Below are 18,483 nucleotides of genomic sequence, written 5' to 3'. Positions count from 1 at the left end.
GATGAGGATGTATCAAAATGCAACGGACATCCTTAGCGTTGCTTAAATGAATACCTGACGCCATCAGGTACCCAGATAAAGAGAGCCTGTATCAAAAATATGATACAGGCTCTCTTTATTTCGTCGAGTAGTGTAAAACAATGTAATACCAGCTTACTTTTTGTCTTCAGACTTAGCGTCTGTTTTAGCATTTGCATTAGTATTATTACCTGCTGTTATAGCATGGGTACTATTACCATCTTTATAGCTAATAACGGTGATCACCTCATCATTTTTCTTTTCACCAGCCGGCACAAACTTTATTGTTGTAGGCGTGGCAGCAGTAGTGCCTGGTTTAGCAGGCATGAGCACATCATGTTTTACGAGTGAAGTTCCAACATAAGCTTTGGTGTAAACCTTCACTACACCGTCTATACCAGCATCCCCATAAACAGCGGTAGCTGATTCACCTTTCAGCACATGTATGGAACTGATTGCCATAGGATCCAACATACCCTCTGGCAGGTTATTACCGATAAGGACATCATCTACCACATAAAGCGGTTTTCCCTGTCCGTCCGCGCCGCCTCTGATGGTAATTTTAGATTTCTCTGCAGCATCCGGCTTTTCCGCAACGCTTAGTCTCAGTTCTTCTCCTTCCGGACTTGGTGCAGCAGCTGCAGCAGGTGCGGGAGCTGCCTGTGGAGCAGCAGGAACCGGCGGTGCCGGTGGAGGCGGAGGTGGCACTTTCGCTCCTTTACCTTTCACCTTTACCGGAGGAGCTGGCGGTGGCGGAGGTGGGGGAGGTAATGGTGCTGGTGGTGGTGGAACCTTCACTTTCGATGTATCTTCCTGGAATGCGTTTGCCAGTTTACGTGCAGACGTCTCTGCTTTAGCAATTGCACTGGAGAAATTCAGGGAAAGTACGGCGATCCCCATCACAGCGCCCAATACTACATAACGCAGTAAATGATAGCGGGATGATCTTTTCTTATTCATCATCATGATCCTTTGTTTTAAGTGTGAAAAATTGAAATTGTTTGCGATGGCCGTCGCATATGGGATCCCACTTACTTTTAAAAGACTGTATTGATAAGATTTTACGTCCATTCCCTGTCGGAGAATGCTCCTGTCAGTGATAAACTCCAGGTTCTCACGGATAGCAATAGACATTAACCAGGCGCCGGGATTGAACCAGTAGAAGATCTTGTTCAGTTCCCCCAGCAGTACATCCAGTGTATGCCATTGCCGTACATGCACCTTTTCATGCTGGATGATGGAAGAGAATTCCTCCGGCGTGTGCAGGGAAGGGTTAATATAGATGTTACGCATGAAGGAAAACGGATTCGCCTTCCGCTCCATAATACGCAGTGATTCATCTCCGAAAACGGTTCTCCGGGTCTGATGATGCAGTTTCCATAAAGAGAAAAGCTGCATGGCTAGCCGGATGGTCATAACGATCACTCCAAGCCAGAACACATACTTTACCAGGGTATTGATAAAGGGCTCTGAAGGATGCCGCTGCAGGGCTGACAGGTCAAGCATATAAGTCTCTGCCACTACATTCAGCTCATGATGCCTGTGTATAAATACAGAGGGATCGATCAGTGGTCCCACCGTGGCACACAGGATACCGCCAATCAGGAAAAAGCGGTTCAACGAGTAGAAGGTCAGACGCCTCAGACCGAAGCGATAAGCCAGGTAAAACAAAACAAGCGCTATGTTGGCTTTAAGCAGATAAATAAGCATGGTTATCAGTTTTTCTCGATCATCCTGACAATTTCTTTCAGTTCTTCAGGGGTGATTTTCTTCTCTTTCGCGAAGAAAGTCACCAGGGCTTTATATGAATCCTCGAAGTAGTCTTTTACAAAACCGCTCATAAACTTCTGCTTGTACTCAGATTCAACGATCGCAGGCGTATACTCATATACATTGCCTGTTTTACGACTGGTCAGATACCCCTTTTTCTCCAGGTTCCTGATCGTGGAGGCAAGCGTCGTATAAGGAGGTTGTGGAGACGGATGCTGCTCCAGAAAATCCTTTACTGATCCTGTGCCCGTTTTCCATATTGCCAGCATGGCGATTTCCTCCTGCTGCGTTAGCTTTTCCATATTAATTCAGTTTAAAGACAATCAACTACGATTGTTTCGTAAATCTACGAAACTTTCGTAACTCACCAAATAAAAAAATAAAACCACCTGTTTTGAGCAGGTGGTTTTTTGTCACTATATCTACGTGTACTTACTTTAAAAGTTCTTCCAGCTTGCGTTCCAGCGCATCGCCGCGGAGGTTTTTTGCCACGATATTTCCGTTAGGATCTATCAGGAGGTTCTGCGGGATTGCCTTGATACCATATTTCTCGGCTACCGCGTTCTTCCAGCCTCTCAGATCAGATACCTGTGCCCAGGCCAGATTATCCGCTTGTATGGCAGCCAGCCACTTTTCTCTTTTTTCATCCAGGGAGATGGATACCACATCAAATCCTTTGTCTTTAAACCGGCTGTAGGCTTTCAGTACATTTGGATTTTCTGCTCTGCAGGGACCGCACCAGCTGGCCCAGAAGCCCAATAATACATATTTTCCTTTATAGGAAGCCAGTGTTATATCTTTTCCGTCTTTATCAGGCTGTGCAAAATCCATGGCCGGTTGTCCTACCGCTGTTTTCTTCGCTTTATCCAGCGCTGCGGCAAAATCCTTTCCGGAAGGCGTATTACGCAACGTTTTACCCAGCTTATTGAACATGGGTTCGATCTCTACCAGATCAATATCATAGTCAGCATATTTGTTCAGCACATACAATGCGATCGGTGAATTGCTGTTATTTTTCAGATAATCGGCCAGGATCTGTTTCTGCTGGGCTTCCAGGTCATCAAATTGTGGCTCCAGCTTCCTCATACCTTCTTCATCTTCAGCCATATACGCCTGACGATACTGTTTTTCCAGTTCATCCAGCTTACCGTTCACATCTTTCAGCAGTTCGTTGAGGTGATTATAATCATCATTGGCGACAGCGCCCTTCACAACGCCATGACTGATAGAATCTTCCGCAGTGATACTGATGTTTCCTTTGTCCAAAAACAAGGTCAGTACATCGCAACTCTTCCGCTCCTGGGCATCCGGTGAGAGAACAGGTTCCAGTACCTTGAGGTACAGGTTGGCCATCGTAGGTTCCGCCAGTTTGCCGGAAAAGGAGAATTTGCCCTCCTTTACCTCCGCACTGTCCAATGTATTATCGCCACAACGCCTGATATTTAAATATACTTTTGCCGGCTTCTGTAATGCAGTAACAGTTCCCTGTATCGTAAACGCTTGCTCGCCCTTCCATTTTTCCTGCGCCAACAGGACCATAGGCGCAAGAAGCGCCACGGCCATCATTACGGACTTCATTGATTCAGATTATTTAATACTAACGAAATTCACATATCCCGGCAGGAAAATCAACCTGATTGTGATAAACGGTGAAGGTGGTGACAGTAAAAGAAGCGGCCTCGTGTAGGTGCGAGGCCGGTAAGTCAATTATTTTAATATTTGTTGCAATTTGGCTTCCAATGCACTGCCTCTTAAATTAGTGGCAATGATATTCCCTTGCGGATCGACCAGGAAATTGGCTGGAATTGCACGGACGCCATACATCTGTGCAGCTTCATTACCCCATCCTTTCAGGTCGGACACCTGGGTCCATTGCAGATTATCCTGCTTAATGGCGCCCATCCAGCGGGTCTTATTGTCATCCAGAGATACACCCAGGATAGTAAAGTTCTTGTCTTTAAAGCGCTCAAAAGCCTTCACAACATTCGGATTCTCCGCCCGGCACGGACCGCACCAGCTGGCCCAGAAATCGATCAGCACATATTTACCACGGAAAGAAGATAAGCTGACAGGTCTGCCATTCACATCATCCTGTGTAAAATCAGCAGCCACACCTCCTACATCACCTTTTACACTATGCAGGTATTTAAGCGCTGCCTGTCCATACCTGGATTCTTTGAGCGGTTTATCCAGTAAGTTGAAATATTCCTGAAAATCATCTGGTTCCAGTCTCCCACGTAACTCGTTGAGTAGTATCCAGATGCTCGCCAGTTGCTTGGGATGTCCCTTGATAAAGGTGGTACCGGTATTGACCACATCTTCATTAAACATGGATGCCTTTGCGCGAAATGCATTCTTTCCGGCTTCGTCATCACCAGTGATCTTTGCCGCTTCCGCATTCAGGTTCTGCGCTTTCTGCACAAGCGCCAGGAATGTCTGCTGATAAGCCTGCATTGCCTTATTTTCCTCATTTCCTTTAAAAGAAGAGGCTATCGGAAACTGCTGTGCTTCAAGGGTATACTGCAGCGATTCCTTACCGGACACCAGTAATAAAGGATTATTTACATCCTGCAGGATAAGGGCGAAAACCCTTGGCCCTTCTGTAGACGGTACCTTAAAAGAGAATTTATTTCCGCTCAGTACTACGGAATCTTTTGGATTATTATCGTCGTCTGAATACAGATAGACCTTCTTACCTTCTGCTCCTTTCAATGTTCCGGAAACAGTTTGTTGGGCAAAGGCTGTAAATGAAAATAGCACCGCGAAGGCGCCGGTAACAAGTCGTTTCATTCCTACTAATATATAAAAAAACTGCTATTTAGTATGCCTTTTCTGCAGCACAGCCAGCACATCTGACAGCTGATAACCTTTGGCACTTAACAGTACCAGGTAATGAAACAGCAGGTCAGCTGACTCGTTCAGGAAAAGCTCTTCGTTATCATCTTTCGCTTCTATAACGACTTCCACCGCTTCTTCCCCTACTTTCTGGGCAATTTTATTGATCCCTTTTGCAAACAGGGAGGAAGTATAGGACTTGTCAGCAGGGTTATTCTTCCTGTCAGTAATGATACTTTCCAGCTTAGCCAGGAAATCATTGCTGACATTGCTCTCTTCCCAGCAGGTATCTGCACCGGTGTGACATACTACGCCGGCAGGAATTGCCTTGATCAGCAGCGTATCGCTGTCACAGTCTACCCTGATTTCCTGCAGGGTCAGGAAATTACCACTTTCCTCTCCTTTTGTCCACAGACGCTGCTTGGAACGGCTAAAGAAAGTTACCTTGCCCTCCTGTAAGGTTTTGTCCAGGGCTTCCTGGTTCATATATCCCAGCATCAGCACCTTGGAGGTAGCCGCATCCTGAACGATAGCCGGCACCAGACCGTCGGCGCATTTCTGAAAGTTGATCTGTTTGTTATTATACATGAAAGTGCTCTTGTTTATTAATCATATACTCTCTCCACCCCCTGATTCCCGATATGTAATCCTTAATACTTAATGCCTTGTCGAACAGGTGGCCGTAAAATTAGTGGTTTTTCCCGGCCTTAGAACCGGATATTAACGCCCCGCTGATAGAGATAAGTCTTCAGGGCTGGTATCTCGATCTCTTTATAGTGGAAAATGCTGGCAGCCAGCGCGGCGTCAGCCTGTGCATTTTCAAATACATCCATGAAATGTTCCATGTTCCCGGCTCCGCCGGAGGCAATCACAGGTACATTCAGATTTTGAGACAGTTTACCGGTGATATCCAGGGCAAAACCCTTCTTGGTACCGTCATTATTCATGGAAGTCAGCAGAATTTCTCCAGCGCCTCTCTGCACAGCTTCTTTTGCCCAGTCGTATGCCTTGATATCGGTTTTCACACGTCCTCCATTCAGGTACACATACCAGTCGCCGTCCTCAAAACGCGTATCGATAGCCAATACCACACACTGACTTCCAAATTCACGGGCCAGTTCGTCTACCAGCTCCGGACGTTTAAAAGCAGAAGTATTCACAGAGATCTTATCAGCACCTGACTGCAACAGTACATTCACATCTTCCACAGATGAAATACCTCCACCTACGGTGAAAGGGATATTCACATGTTTAGCAATACGGGTCACCAGTTCAGACAGGGTCTTTCTGCGCTCATTAGTCGCCGTAATATCCAGAAACACCAGTTCATCTGCGCCCTGTTCTGCATACAATGCACCCAGTTCTATCGGATCGCCGGCATCGCGTATATTTTCAAAGTTCACACCTTTTACAGTGCGTCCATCCTTTATGTCAAGACAGGGGATAATGCGTTTTGTTAACATGTTAAGTATTTTTTCAATTAGGAATTAGGAATTAAGAATTAGGAATTTCCTAATTAATGTTCCTACACTTATCCCAATTGATTTGATAGTTAATAGTCGAATGAAAAAACGAAATATTGTATAGCCAACCGAATTCGTAATTCCTAATTCCTAATTCCTAATTTAATAAAGTCCGCCAGTTCCTTCATGCTGATCCTTTCTTCATAGATCGCCTTTCCTACTATCACACCACTACACCCAGCTTCCGCCAATGCATGTACATCAGCCATAGTACTTACACCACCACTCGCCACGAAGTCGATCTGTGGAAAACGTTGCAGGATCTTTTCATATAAGGCAACGGAAGGTCCCTGTAACAGACCGTCTTTAGCAATATCAGTACAGAAGATGTGTTGTACGCCCTGTTTCACATTCTCTTCCAGGAAATCAAACACAGACAGCTCAGTCGTTTCCAGCCAGCCGCCTACAGCGATTTTCTCCTCTTTCACATCAGCTCCCAGGAAGATCTTGTCAGCGCCGTACTTTTTTACCCAGCCGGAAAACAGTGCCGGATCTTTCACTGCAATACTACCAATGGTTGCCAGTGCAGCGCCATTCTCATATACGATACGCAGATCGTCTTCTGTTTTGATACCGCCACCGAAATCGATCACCAGGTTAGTCTTACCGGCAATCGCTTCCAGTACTTTCCAGTTGACAACAGCGCCTTTCTTGGCGCCGTCCAGATCGACCAGATGCAAACGGCGTATGCCAATGCTTTCAAAAGCCTTGGCTACTTCCAGCGGATGCTCATTGTATACTTTCTTCTGTGCATAATCGCCCTGTGTCAGGCGTACACATTTGCCATCTATAATGTCAATAGCCGGAATCACGGTAATTCCGCTATCTGTTGTTTTATCCAGTTGAACTTTCATCTTGATGAAGACAATATTATCTTTTACGAAATGATCACCCCAGTACTCATACCCACGTTTTAAATAAAATCCTTCTGCAGAATCCCGGGCATTACACCATAACATAGGAATATGCTCCTTTCTGCAAAAATCCTCCATATGCTGCATCAGCATACTGCCATAGCGTTTGCCCTGACAATCCGGATGCACCGCCAGTTTACGGAATTGTGCCTGATCTTTCTGTGGAAACAGGGACGCTACTCCCCTCAGCCTGTTATCTTCAAACAAACCGAAATGCACCCCGTATTCATCATGATCAAGCTTAACCCTGGTCAGTTCCCAGTCTGGATACAACACATCTCTACGCAGTTCCAGTGTTTCATCAGTTGTGATCCTTCTTATCTGTATCCCTCGAATCATTACTTATAACTTCAGGAAATTTTCCAGTATTTTCTGTCCCACAGTAGCGGATTTCTCCGGGTGGAACTGTACAGCATAGAAATTATCTTTCTGTAATCCTGCACTGTAGTTAATCACGTAGTTGGCAGTGGCTACCGTATCAGGGGCCAATGCCGCATAATAACTATGTACAAAATACATGTAGGAATTCTCCGGCACATGCTCAAACATGGTGCTGTATAATCCTGTAATATTATTCCAGCCGATCTGAGGTATTTTCAGCAGATTATCCACTGGTGAAGTGAAGCGTTTTACCTCCACATCGAAGATACCCAGACAAGGTGTGTTGTTCTCTTCAGAATGTTTGCACATAAGCTGCATACCCAGACAGATACCCAGGACTGGCTGTTTCAGTTCTTTGATCAGCTTATCCAGGTTTCTTTCCTTCAGATAATTCATTGCAGTGCTGGCCTCTCCCACACCCGGGAAGATCACCTTATCTGCTGATTTTATCGCTTCCGGATCGTCTGTTACAATGCCCTCCACGCCTATTCTGTCCAGTGCGAACATCACCGAACGGATATTACCGGCATTGTATTTTATGATAACCGTTTTCATATTCTAGTTGTGTTTTACGCCTGCAATAAATTCTTTTATTGTAGTATCCAGGTTGGTCGTATTTTCAATTGCGCGGATAAAGGCAGTACCGATAATTCCCCCATTACTGTTGGATGCGGCAGCGTCAAAGGTAGCTTTATCTTTGATACCAAACCCGATCAGCACCGGATTCTTCAGGGCGAGTGCTTTCAGTCTTTCGAAATATACCTGCTGATGCCCCATGTCCTTATCCTTCCCTGTAGTGGAAGAAGAGGATACCGCATATACAAAACCTTTACTTACACTATCGATCTTTTTGATCCTTTCCTCACTCGTTTCCGGCGTTACCAGGAAGATCAGGTGCAGGTTGTATTTTTCGAATACAGGTTTATACTCCTGCTCATATTCGTTCATCGGTAAGTCAGGCAGTATAACACCATCCACACCCACTTCGGCACATTTTTTACAAAATTCCTCAATACCGTACAGTAACACCGGATTAAGATACCCCATCAGTAAAACCGGCAGGTGGATATGTTGTCTGAAATCTTTCAGCTGTTCAAACAGCACTTTCAGACTCATACCATTCTTAATGGCGCGGGTGCTACTATCCTGGATCACCGGCCCGTCAGCCAGCGGATCAGAGAATGGCATACCCAGTTCTATCATATCGGCCCCATGCTGTTGTAAAGATTGCATGACAGGCAGCGTATCGTTCAGTTCAGGAAATCCTGCTGTGCAGTAGATGTTCAGTACACCCGTTTTTTTGCCGGCAAATAATTGATCTATACGATTGCTCATAAAATATATTTATACGTTACCACCAGTGTTAGCAGGCAAATTACGAATGTATGTTTCCATGTCCTTATCACCACGGCCACTCAGACACACCACCACCACATCATCTGGTTTGAAGGCTACCTGTCCGAGTTTTGCCAGTGCATGAGAGGATTCCAGTGCAGGAATGATTCCTTCCAGACGGGTCAGCTCATAAGCTGCCTGTAAGGCTTCATCATCAGTCGCATTCAGGAAAGTAGCACGACCGGTTTCATAAAGATGCGAATGCAGAGGACCAATACCCGGATAATCCAATCCGGCAGAAATAGAATAAGGCTCAGTGATCTGTCCGTCTTCTGTCTGCATCAGCAATGTCTTGCTGGCGTGAATGATACCCAGTTTACCCAGCTGCGTAGTCGCTGCTGAATGACCGGAATGTACACCTTTACCACCTGCCTCTATCGCAATCAGTTTCACATCCGGTTCATCCAGGAAGTGATAGTAAGCACCAGCAGCGTTACTACCGCCACCGATACAAGCCATTACGTAGTCAGGGTTTTCCTTGCCGGTCTTTTCGAGTAACTGTTTCTTTATTTCTTCACTGATCACAGACTGAAAGCGGGTTACCATATCCGGATATGGATGCGGACCAGCAGCTGTTCCCAGTATATAGTGCGTATCTACCGGATTGTTAATCCAGTCGCGGATCGCCTCATTACAGGCGTCTTTCAGTGTCTGACTACCACTTGTGGCAGGTACCACTGTAGCACCCAGCATTTTCATACGGGCCACATTCGGCGCCTGGCGCTGAATGTCAATACTACCCATATACACTACACACTCCAGTCCCATCAGCGCACATACGGTAGCTGTTGCTACCCCATGCTGACCAGCACCGGTTTCCGCAATGATACGCGTCTTACCCAGGCGTTGTGCCAGCAGGATCTGTCCGATGGTGTTATTCACTTTATGTGCACCGGTATGGTTCAGATCTTCACGTTTCAGATAGATCTTTGCCTTATATTTTTCAGACAAACGTTTTGCAAAATACAAGGGAGAAGGGCGTCCTACATAATCGCGCAGCAGTTGATCGAACTCCTGCTGAAAGGAAGGATCTTTCAGGATCTCCAGGTAATTACGCTGTAGCTCGTCTACATTCGGAAACAACATCTCCGGAATGTAAGCGCCGCCAAATCTGCCGTAAAAGCCTTTTTCATCTACATGATACTTAGAGCCGAACGTGTTTTCCGCTATCTTCATGCTATGATTATTTTAAATAAGTTGATTGAATCTGATCTGTAAATAAGCGCACCTTTTCCATGTTCTTCACACCCGGCCGGTCCTCAAATCTGCTGTTCACATCTACTGCGAATAAAGCCGGCAGCTGTAATTCCAGCAGTTCAGGTGTTTCGTCCAGCCCGATACCTCCACTCAGATAAAAAGGATGCGTATATGGATATGTCTGTAGTAATTCCCAGTTGAAACGTTTGCCGGTACCGCCATAAGCCTTACCCGCTTCTGTATCAAACAGGAAATAATCTGTCACCGGTATATATGCGGCCAATAGCGCTGACCAGTTAACGTCCTCCCCTAATCTGAAAGCTTTGATCACCTGTACCTGTTCACGGATAGCAGCACAGAAAGCAGGCGTTTCATCACCGTGCAACTGCACCATATCCAGCCCGTAATCAAGTATCGTACGTTGTACCTGTTCAAGCAACGCGTTTACAAACACACCTACTTTTTTGATACCAGCTATCTCCCTTACAGTGCGTCCATCTATCTTCGGCGCTGCAAAGCGGGGAGACTTTTCGTAAAATATTAAACCGGCATAATGCACCTGGTATTCGACCAGTCTTTGCAGGTCTTCTTTCCGGGTGATACCGCAGACCTTTATTTTCATTTTGCTGATTTGTTGGCCAGTTCTGTTACAAATTGTTCAAATGCTCTCGGTGGATTTTCCTGCCGCATGAAATGTTCTCCGATCAGGAATCCCTGGAAACCTGCTGCTTTCAGCGTAAGGATTGCATCTGTATTACTGATACCACTTTCTGCTACTTTACATTTATCTGCAGGTATCTGTGGCGCCAGTTCGCAGGAACGGTTAAAGTCGACATTGAACGTTGTCAGATCCCGGTTATTCACACCTACCAGCTGTATATGATCAGTCACCTTTTCCAGCTGATCGCCGCTATGTACTTCCAGCAATACTTCCAGTCCGAGATTGTGGGCAAACTTCGCCAGCTGGGCCACTTCTGCTTTTGTGAGACATTCTGCAATCAGCAGGATCACGTCAGCACCGATCGCTTTTGCTTCGACAATCTGATACTCGTCTACGATAAAGTCCTTACGCAGGATCGGAATATTATTCAGTATACGCGCCTGTTGCAGATCATCAGAAGAACCACCGAAGAATTTCTCATCTGTCAGTACTGATAATCCGGATGCACCATAGCGGGTATAAGCAGTGGTCACGTCCTGTACGGTTACGTCGCCGTTGATCAATCCTTTTGAAGGAGAACGCCTTTTGAACTCTGCAATGATACCTGTCTTTGCAGGATCCTGCAGAAACTGCGCCAGTGACAAAGAGGTGCACTTAAACCAGGATGCCTGTTCCAGCTCTTCCACACTCCGCTGTTGTTTGCGGGCTGCCACTTCCACATGCTTATGGGCTACTATTTCTGTAAGGATATTTTTCATGATTGCAAGCTTATCAACTTCTTAAACGCGTTGTGTGCTGCGCCTGATTCCAGTGACTCAACAGCTGCCTGGAAACAATCCGCGTAGTTATCATATTTTTTCATGCAGTACAGTCCCATAGCGGCGTTAGCCATTACTACAGAGTTCTGTGCCCATGTACCTTCCCCTTTCAGGATTTTCATAAAGATCTTGGAGGCTGCTTCCACCGTATTACCACCGTAGATATCTTCAGGATATACCTTGCGTTTACCCAACTGCTCAGGCGTCCAGTCTCTTTCACCTTCATTGGTAATAACACGTGTATCTGCTGTCAGGGATATCTCATCATAACCGTCCAGACTATAAACGATCGCATATTGCTTGTCAGTCTGCTGGAACAGGTAATTGTATACCCTTGCCAGTTCCAGGCTATATACGCCGATCAGCTGATGCTGTGCAAAAGCCGGATTTACCAGCGGACCAAGCATATTAAAGAACGTACGGATACCCAGCTGACGACGGATACCTGCCACATTTTTCAACGCAGGGTGGAACAAAGGAGCGTGCAGGAAACAAACACCTGCTTCTTCCAGTTCCTCTCTCAGTCTGGCGTCATCGTTTTTGAATTTATATCCGGCTGATTCCATCAGGTTGGAGGCGCCACTGATGGAGGATACCCCGTAGTTACCGTGTTTCGCCACCTTTCCACCAGCGCCTGCTACGATGAAACAGGAGAGTGTGGATACGTTGAAAGTATTTTTACCATCGCCACCGGTACCTACGATATCCAGTACTTCATATCCGTTCAGATTAACCGGGATACAGAGTTCCAGTAATGCGTCGCGGAAACCCAGCAGTTCTTCTACCGTAATGCTGCGCATGAGGAACACGGTCATAAATGCCGCCAGTTCACTCTCATTGTACATGCCTTTGGAAATACTGATCAGTATCTCTTTGGCTGCCTCACGGGTAAATGTTTTATGTTCAAAAAGGTAATTAAGTATCTTTTTCATTACTCGGAATTTATGCATTCAACCAGTTACGAAGGATCTGTTCACCACGTGGCGTCAGTACGCTTTCCGGGTGGAACTGTACGCCACTCACATCATATGTATTGTGTTGCAGCGCCATGATATAGTTATTGTCGTCTTTTGCTGTTATAGTCAGCTCTGCCGGCAATGTGGCTTCGTCCACCACCCATGAGTGATAACGACCTACTTCCAGTGTATCAGGCAAGCCGTTGAACAGTCTGCCGTCTCTTGCAGTAATGTTCACATTGGTAGCTACACCGTGGTACACATCTTTCAGGTTGATTAGTTTCGCACCAAAAGCCTCTCCTATTGCCTGTTGACCCAGACAAACGCCGAAGATTGATTTGCTTGGCGCATATTCTTTGATCAGCGGCAGCAGTAATCCTGCTTCTTCAGGAATACCGGGACCAGGAGAGAGAATGATTTTATCATAGTCTTTTACTTTCTCTAATGGAATTTCATCATTGCGTACCACCGTCACTTTACCATTGATGATCTTTTCCACCAGGTGCACCAGGTTGTAGGTAAAAGAATCGTAATTATCAAACACCAGAATGTTCATGTCAGATATTTTGAGCCAGGATGATGGCCTGTTTTAATGCATTCAGTTTATTGTTCACTTCCTCCAGTTCGGATGATGCTACAGACTTTGCCACTACACCGGCGCCTGCCTGGTAATAAAGCGTGTTCGCTTTGCTCAGTATGGAGCGGATCATGATAGCGTGATTGAAGTCGCCGTTGAAACTTACAGAACCGATACAACCACCATAGAAACCACGTGCGGTCGGCTCATTTTCATCGATAATTTCCATCGCTCTGTACTTTGGCGCACCTGATAAGGTACCTGCAGGAAAAGTGGCTGCCAGCAGGGAGAAAGGATTGAGTCCGGGCTGGATCTTACCGGTCACTTCACTTACCAGATGAATAACGTGTGAATAGTACTGGATCTTTCTGTAAGATTCTACTTCCACGTCGGTTGCCAGTCTGCTGAGGTCATTACGTGCCAGATCTACCAGCATTACATGCTCTGCATTTTCCTTCGGATCTTCCAGCAGTTTGGCTGCCAGTTCACGGTCCTGCTCGTCATCACCGGTACGTTTGAAGGTACCTGCTATCGGGTGAATTATGGCTTTATTATCTTTGATGATAAGCTGAGCTTCAGGAGAAGAGCCCATCAGTTTGTAATCACCGTAATCGAAGAAGAAGAGATAGGGAGAAGGGTTGATAGAGCGGAGGGCGCGGTACACATTGAATTCATCGCCTTTGAATTGCTGTTGGAAGGCTCTGGAGAGTACCACCTGGAAAACGTCTCCGCGGAAGCAGTGTTGTTTACCTTTTTCGACGATTTCCATGAATTGCTCATTCGTCAGGTTGCTCTTTTCTCCGCCTTCTGCCTTGAATCCGTAGCTGGGCACATCTTTCTGTCTGATAAGTGATTCGATGTGATCAAACTCGCTATCAAGGCCATCTACCAGGTTTTCGCATAAATACAGTTCGTCTTTGAAGTGATTGATGGCGATGATATATTGGTAGAACCGGTAGCGCATCAGCGGGATAGTGTTCCCGTTCTGCTTATCCTTATTGAATTCTATTGTTTCGAAGAACTGAACGGACTCAAATGTACTATATCCGAACAGGCTGTGTACGACAGGCAGTACAGGCTTATCGGCGAAAGAGAAATTACCGAGGAATTTCTGCAACTCATCCAGTACGCTCTGTTTGTTTTTCAGTTGCTTTCTTTCGGGCGGGAGGTTAGGATATTTAAATTCAAAATCCTTTGTACTGGTCACTTCTATCCCTGCTATCGGCTGAATGCAGATGAAGGAGAAGCTGTTTTCGCTGGCACGATAGTCAGTACTTTCCAGCAGTACCGTACCGGGGAATTTGTCGCGGAGCCGCAGATAAATACCAACAGGCGTGAACACGTCTGCCAGCATTTTCTTGAATTTTGATTTGACTTGAATACTACCCATTGGATTTGTGATTGAGTTTTGTTGGGTGACTATCTGAAAAACGAAGAAGGCCCGCTGTGTAACAGCGGGCCTTCCAAATTATATTTCATTACGAAACATGGCACTGTAACACTCTATCAGGATCTGATATTGTGCCACCACCAATGCTTGTTTGTAATAACTGTCTTCATGTTTTAATTTCTTGCAGAACAAATATCTGGTCTTTTTTGAAAACATGCAAATTTTTTTTGAGATTCTTTGTAAAGTGATAAGTTCCCGGGTATTTATTGATTTTCTATTAATAATAACCGGTTTTATCATTTCACGATTTTTCAGATATGTCTGTTGATAATCACAATATATGCAGGCGTCGCAGGTAAGCCCTTGCCTTATCCTCCGCTTTTTTCCTGGCGTTCCCCCCTCCCCGGCACATGGCTGCTTACCATTACAGTACGCCTTTCGTGCTTGGCAGCTGCATATTCATCGGATTGCGTTTTACCGCCATCTTGATCGCTTTGGCAAATACTTTAAATATCGCCTCAATCTTGTGGTGTTCGTTTTCACCTTCCGCTTTAATGTTCAGGTTACATTTTGCCGCATCAGAGAATGATTTGAAGAAATGGAAGAACATTTCAGTCGGCATCTCTCCTATCTTCTCACGGCTAAATTTCGCATCCCATACGATCCAGTTGCGACCACCGAAGTCAATAGCAGCCTGTGCCAGACAATCATCCATCGGCAAACAGAAACCATAACGCTCAATACCTCTCTTGTCAGCCAGCGCCTGTGCGATTGCTTCTCCCAGTGCCAGACCGGTATCTTCGATTGTGTGATGCTCGTCAATATGCAGATCACCTTTGGCTTTTACCGTCAGGTCAATGCTGCCATGACGTGCGATCTGATCCAGCATATGATCAAAGAAACCCAGACCTGTTTCGATATCAGCTTTACCTGTACCATCGAGGTTCAGCGAGATAGTGATATCTGTTTCTTTAGTGGTACGCGTATGTGTTACAGTACGCAGTCCCACTTTCAGGAACTCATAGATCTTTTCCCAATCTGTAGATTCCAACGCAATGGTATCTTTCAATGCAGCCGCACTGTCTTTGATTTCAGCGCCGCCAAGACCGGTACCTTCATTCAGCCAGATCGCCTTTGCACCCAGGTTCTTTGCCAGTTCTACATCTGTAATACGATCACCGATCACAAATGAATTCGCCAGATCATACTCAGGAGAGAAATACTTTGTCAGCATACCCGTGCGTGGTTTACGCGTAGGTGCATTTTCATGCGGAAAAGAACGGTCAATATAAATCTCGTCAAACTTCACACCTTCATTCTCAAAGGAACGCAGAATAAAATTCTGTGCAGGCCAGAAATCAGCTTCAGGGAAGCTATTGGTACCCAGACCATCCTGGTTGGTAACCATCGCCAGTTCATAATCCAGCTCCGCTGCAATACGGGCCAGATAAGTAAATACCTTAGGATAGAACTCCACCTTTTCAAGGCTGTCAATCTGGTAAGTAGGCGGTACTTCTTTGATCATGGTACCATCTCTGTCTATGAAGAGGACTCTTTTCATTATACTGTTTTATTATGGCGCTTTGTGTTTGTAGAGCCGGCGGTCGTTGTGACTGCCGGTTTGATATCTTTCCTGGTATTATGCGTTTACGGCAACCTGTGCGATTGTTTCCAGCAGCACGGTATTCTCTTCCGGTGTACCAACGGTAATACGCAGACAACCATTACAGAGTTCTACTTTGGAACGGTCGCGCACGATAATACCTTTTTCTACCAGGTGATTGTAAATACCTTTTGCATCCGTTGTTTTTGCCAGCAGGAAGTTGGCGTCACTCGGATATACCTCCAGTACCTGTGGCAGACCGATTAAACCTGCCGCCAGCTTATCTCTTTCGATCACTGTTTCACGGATCCACTCATTCACCTGGGTGATGTTATCCAGTGCTTCCAGCACCAGATCCTGCGCTGCCTGATTGATATTGTACGGCGGTTTTACCTTGTTCAGTACATTGATAATATCTTCTCCGGCGAATGCCATACCTACACGCAGTGCCGCCAGGCCCCATGCTTTAGACAGGGTCTGCATCACGACGAGATTAGGATATTCTGTCAGTTCTGATATAAATGTTTTCTGGCGGGCGAAGTTGATATAAGCTTCATCGACTACAACGATACCATCAAAGTTATTCAGGATCATTTCGATGTCACTACGGTTGATAGAGTTACCGGTAGGATTATTCGGAGAGCAGATAAAGATCAGTTTTGTGCGCTCGTCCACTGCCTCCTGTAAAGCGGCCATGTCTATCTGGTAATCAGGTGTGAGCGAGACTTTTCTTACGATCACATCGTTGATATTTGCGCTCACTTCATACATGCCGTACGTAGGCGGGAACAGTACCACGTTGTCAACACCCGGGCGACAGAAAGAGCGGTACAGTACATCTATTACTTCATCACTGCCATTTCCCAGGAAGATGTTCTGTGGTGGTACACCCTTAATATCTGCCAGTTTATATTTTACTTTCCACTGCATCGGATCCGGGTAACGGTTGTAGTTAACCGGCAGCGGAGAGCCAAAGCTGTTTTCATTGGCGTCAAGGAAAATAGAAGCTTCTCCTTTGAATTCATCCCTGGCGGTAGAGTAAGGCACCAGGCGTTTTATATTGTCGCGTAGTAAGCTATTAAGATCGAACATTGTAGTAGATTTTATGATTGAGCCTTTTGTTTCAGACGTACTGTTACTGCATTTTTATGTGCATCCAGTCCTTCTGCTGCTGCCATCGTTTCTATCGTTGCGCCTATCTGTTGCAGTCCTTCCTGTGTCAGTCGCTGGAAGGTAATTTTCTTCACAAAACTGTCCAGAGACACACCACTGTAAGCAGTTGCGTAACCGTTGGTCGGCAGTGTATGGTTTGTTCCTGATGCATAATCACCGGCACTCTCCGGAGAGTAGTTACCCAGGAATACAGAACCTGCATTGACTACTGCATCGGCAACAGCAATATCATCTTTACAAGCTACAATCAGGTGCTCAGGAGCATATGCATTGAGCAATTCCATTGCTTCAGCGGTATCTTTTACCAGTAGTATGCGACTGTTTTCCAGTGCACGTGCAGCAATATCCTGACGTGGCAGCTGTGCCAGTTGCGCCGCTACTTCCTGTTGTACTTCCGCGATGATTTCAGGCGCTGTAGTAACCAGTAATACCTGGCTATCCGGACCATGTTCTGCCTGAGACAGCAGGTCTGCCGCTACAAATGCAGGTACGCATGTTTCGTCTGCCAGTACGGCTACTTCTGATGGTCCTGCAGGCATATCGATCGCTACGCCGCTTTTATTCACCAGCTGTTTTGCACAGGTCACGTACTGGTTACCCGGACCAAATATTTTATGCACACGAGGTACACTTTCCGTCCCGTAAGCCATTGCACCGATTGCCTGTACACCGCCTATTTTGAATACGCGCTCCACGCCTACTTCCTGTGCGGCAAACAATACCGCAGGATGTACTTCTCCGGCAGCGTTGGATGGTGTACAGAGTACGATCTCCTTACAGCCGGCGATCATGGCAGGGATACCCAGCATTAATATGGTAGAGAACAACGGAGCGGAACCTCCGGGAATGTATAATCCTACTTTTTCAATAGCGACAGGTTTACGCCAGCACTGTACACCCGGCATCGTTTCGATCACCTTGGTATGTTCCTGTTGTGCTTTGTGGAAAACCTCAATATTATGTTTCGCCTGAAGGATGGCCTTTTTCAGTGCTGCATCGAGTGATGCAGTTGCTTTGGCAAATTCTGCGGGAGTGACTTCCAGGGCTTCCAGCTGTACTTTATCAAACTGCTGTGCATATCTGCGTACAGCTGTATCACCGTCCTGTTTAACAGCAGCGAGTATATTGCCTACACTGGTTTCCAGTGCTGTTGTATCTAAAACCGGTCTTTGCAGTAATTCCGGCCATTGTGAGCGTTCGGGATATTCGAATACCTGCATGCGCGATTAGGAATTAGGAATTAAGAATTAGGAATTAAGAATTGGTTCATAT

General features: G+C 45.9%; 18 protein-coding genes. All 18 read right to left on the bottom strand.

The window, feature by feature from the left end:
* Positions 1-153: 153 nt before the first annotated feature.
* Complete coding sequence (locus CPIN_RS09235; protein ID WP_012789508.1) at positions 154-1,728, bottom strand: M56 family metallopeptidase; 1,575 nt, start codon at positions 1,726-1,728, stop codon at positions 154-156.
* A gap of 5 nt (positions 1,729-1,733) precedes the next feature.
* Entirely contained in the window at positions 1,734-2,090 is a 357-nt protein-coding gene (locus CPIN_RS09230; RefSeq protein WP_012789507.1) for a BlaI/MecI/CopY family transcriptional regulator, read from the bottom strand.
* Positions 2,091-2,220: 130 nt separating this feature from the next.
* Positions 2,221-3,366: a TlpA disulfide reductase family protein gene (locus tag CPIN_RS09225; protein ID WP_012789506.1), complete on the bottom strand. Its 1,146-nt coding sequence runs from the start codon at positions 3,364-3,366 to the stop codon at positions 2,221-2,223.
* Positions 3,367-3,495: 129 nt separating this feature from the next.
* Positions 3,496-4,578 (bottom strand): TlpA disulfide reductase family protein, encoded by a 1,083-nt coding sequence (locus CPIN_RS36455; RefSeq protein WP_012789505.1) that lies wholly within the window; start codon positions 4,576-4,578, stop codon positions 3,496-3,498.
* Positions 4,579-4,602: 24 nt separating this feature from the next.
* Entirely contained in the window at positions 4,603-5,211 is a 609-nt protein-coding gene (gene hisIE, locus CPIN_RS09215; RefSeq protein ID WP_012789504.1) for a bifunctional phosphoribosyl-AMP cyclohydrolase/phosphoribosyl-ATP diphosphatase HisIE, read from the bottom strand.
* Between the two features lie 119 nt (positions 5,212-5,330).
* Positions 5,331-6,086 carry an imidazole glycerol phosphate synthase subunit HisF gene (gene hisF, locus CPIN_RS09210; RefSeq protein ID WP_012789503.1) on the bottom strand — a complete coding sequence of 252 codons (756 nt, stop codon included), beginning with the start codon at positions 6,084-6,086 and terminating at the stop codon, positions 5,331-5,333.
* 143 nt (positions 6,087-6,229) lie between these two features.
* On the bottom strand, positions 6,230-7,399 hold the full coding sequence (hisA, locus tag CPIN_RS37565; protein WP_012789502.1) for a 1-(5-phosphoribosyl)-5-[(5-phosphoribosylamino)methylideneamino]imidazole-4-carboxamide isomerase: 1,170 nt from the start codon (positions 7,397-7,399) through the stop codon (positions 6,230-6,232).
* Positions 7,400-7,402: 3 nt separating this feature from the next.
* The gene (gene hisH, locus CPIN_RS09200; protein WP_012789501.1) at positions 7,403-7,996 is read right to left on the bottom strand and encodes an imidazole glycerol phosphate synthase subunit HisH; all 594 of its coding nucleotides are present in this window, start codon (positions 7,994-7,996) and stop codon (positions 7,403-7,405) included.
* A 3-nt stretch (positions 7,997-7,999) separates the two neighbouring features.
* Entirely contained in the window at positions 8,000-8,776 is a 777-nt protein-coding gene (trpA, locus tag CPIN_RS09195; RefSeq protein ID WP_012789500.1) for a tryptophan synthase subunit alpha, read from the bottom strand.
* Between the two features lie 9 nt (positions 8,777-8,785).
* Positions 8,786-10,012, bottom strand: coding sequence for a tryptophan synthase subunit beta (gene trpB, locus CPIN_RS09190; RefSeq protein ID WP_012789499.1), 1,227 nt, complete (start codon positions 10,010-10,012; stop codon positions 8,786-8,788).
* A 7-nt stretch (positions 10,013-10,019) separates the two neighbouring features.
* Positions 10,020-10,655 carry a phosphoribosylanthranilate isomerase gene (locus CPIN_RS09185; protein ID WP_012789498.1) on the bottom strand — a complete coding sequence of 212 codons (636 nt, stop codon included), beginning with the start codon at positions 10,653-10,655 and terminating at the stop codon, positions 10,020-10,022.
* Positions 10,652-11,452: an indole-3-glycerol phosphate synthase TrpC gene (gene trpC, locus CPIN_RS09180; protein WP_012789497.1), complete on the bottom strand. Its 801-nt coding sequence runs from the start codon at positions 11,450-11,452 to the stop codon at positions 10,652-10,654. The genes CPIN_RS09185 and trpC overlap by 4 nt, the downstream gene beginning before the upstream one ends.
* On the bottom strand, positions 11,449-12,444 hold the full coding sequence (trpD, locus tag CPIN_RS09175; protein WP_012789496.1) for an anthranilate phosphoribosyltransferase: 996 nt from the start codon (positions 12,442-12,444) through the stop codon (positions 11,449-11,451). The genes trpC and trpD overlap by 4 nt, the downstream gene beginning before the upstream one ends.
* A 10-nt stretch (positions 12,445-12,454) precedes the next feature.
* Positions 12,455-13,024, bottom strand: coding sequence for an anthranilate synthase component II (locus CPIN_RS09170; protein ID WP_012789495.1), 570 nt, complete (start codon positions 13,022-13,024; stop codon positions 12,455-12,457).
* Position 13,025: 1 nt separating this feature from the next.
* Positions 13,026-14,435, bottom strand: a complete 1,410-nt coding sequence (locus tag CPIN_RS09165) for an anthranilate synthase component I family protein (protein ID WP_012789494.1) — start codon at positions 14,433-14,435, stop codon at positions 13,026-13,028.
* A 424-nt stretch (positions 14,436-14,859) separates the two neighbouring features.
* The gene (hisB, locus tag CPIN_RS09160; RefSeq protein WP_012789492.1) at positions 14,860-15,996 is read right to left on the bottom strand and encodes a bifunctional histidinol-phosphatase/imidazoleglycerol-phosphate dehydratase HisB; all 1,137 of its coding nucleotides are present in this window, start codon (positions 15,994-15,996) and stop codon (positions 14,860-14,862) included.
* Between the two features lie 78 nt (positions 15,997-16,074).
* Complete coding sequence (gene hisC / locus CPIN_RS09155) at positions 16,075-17,130, bottom strand: histidinol-phosphate transaminase (RefSeq protein WP_012789491.1); 1,056 nt, start codon at positions 17,128-17,130, stop codon at positions 16,075-16,077.
* 11 nt (positions 17,131-17,141) lie between these two features.
* Positions 17,142-18,431 (bottom strand): histidinol dehydrogenase, encoded by a 1,290-nt coding sequence (gene hisD, locus CPIN_RS09150; RefSeq protein ID WP_012789490.1) that lies wholly within the window; start codon positions 18,429-18,431, stop codon positions 17,142-17,144.
* Positions 18,432-18,483 lie beyond the last annotated feature (52 nt).

The sequence above is a fragment of the Chitinophaga pinensis DSM 2588 genome (genome assembly GCF_000024005.1).
Lineage (GTDB): Bacteria > Bacteroidota > Bacteroidia > Chitinophagales > Chitinophagaceae > Chitinophaga > Chitinophaga pinensis.
The sequence above is the reverse complement of the archived record's forward strand: the minus strand, read 5'-3'. Positions and strand labels throughout refer to the sequence as shown.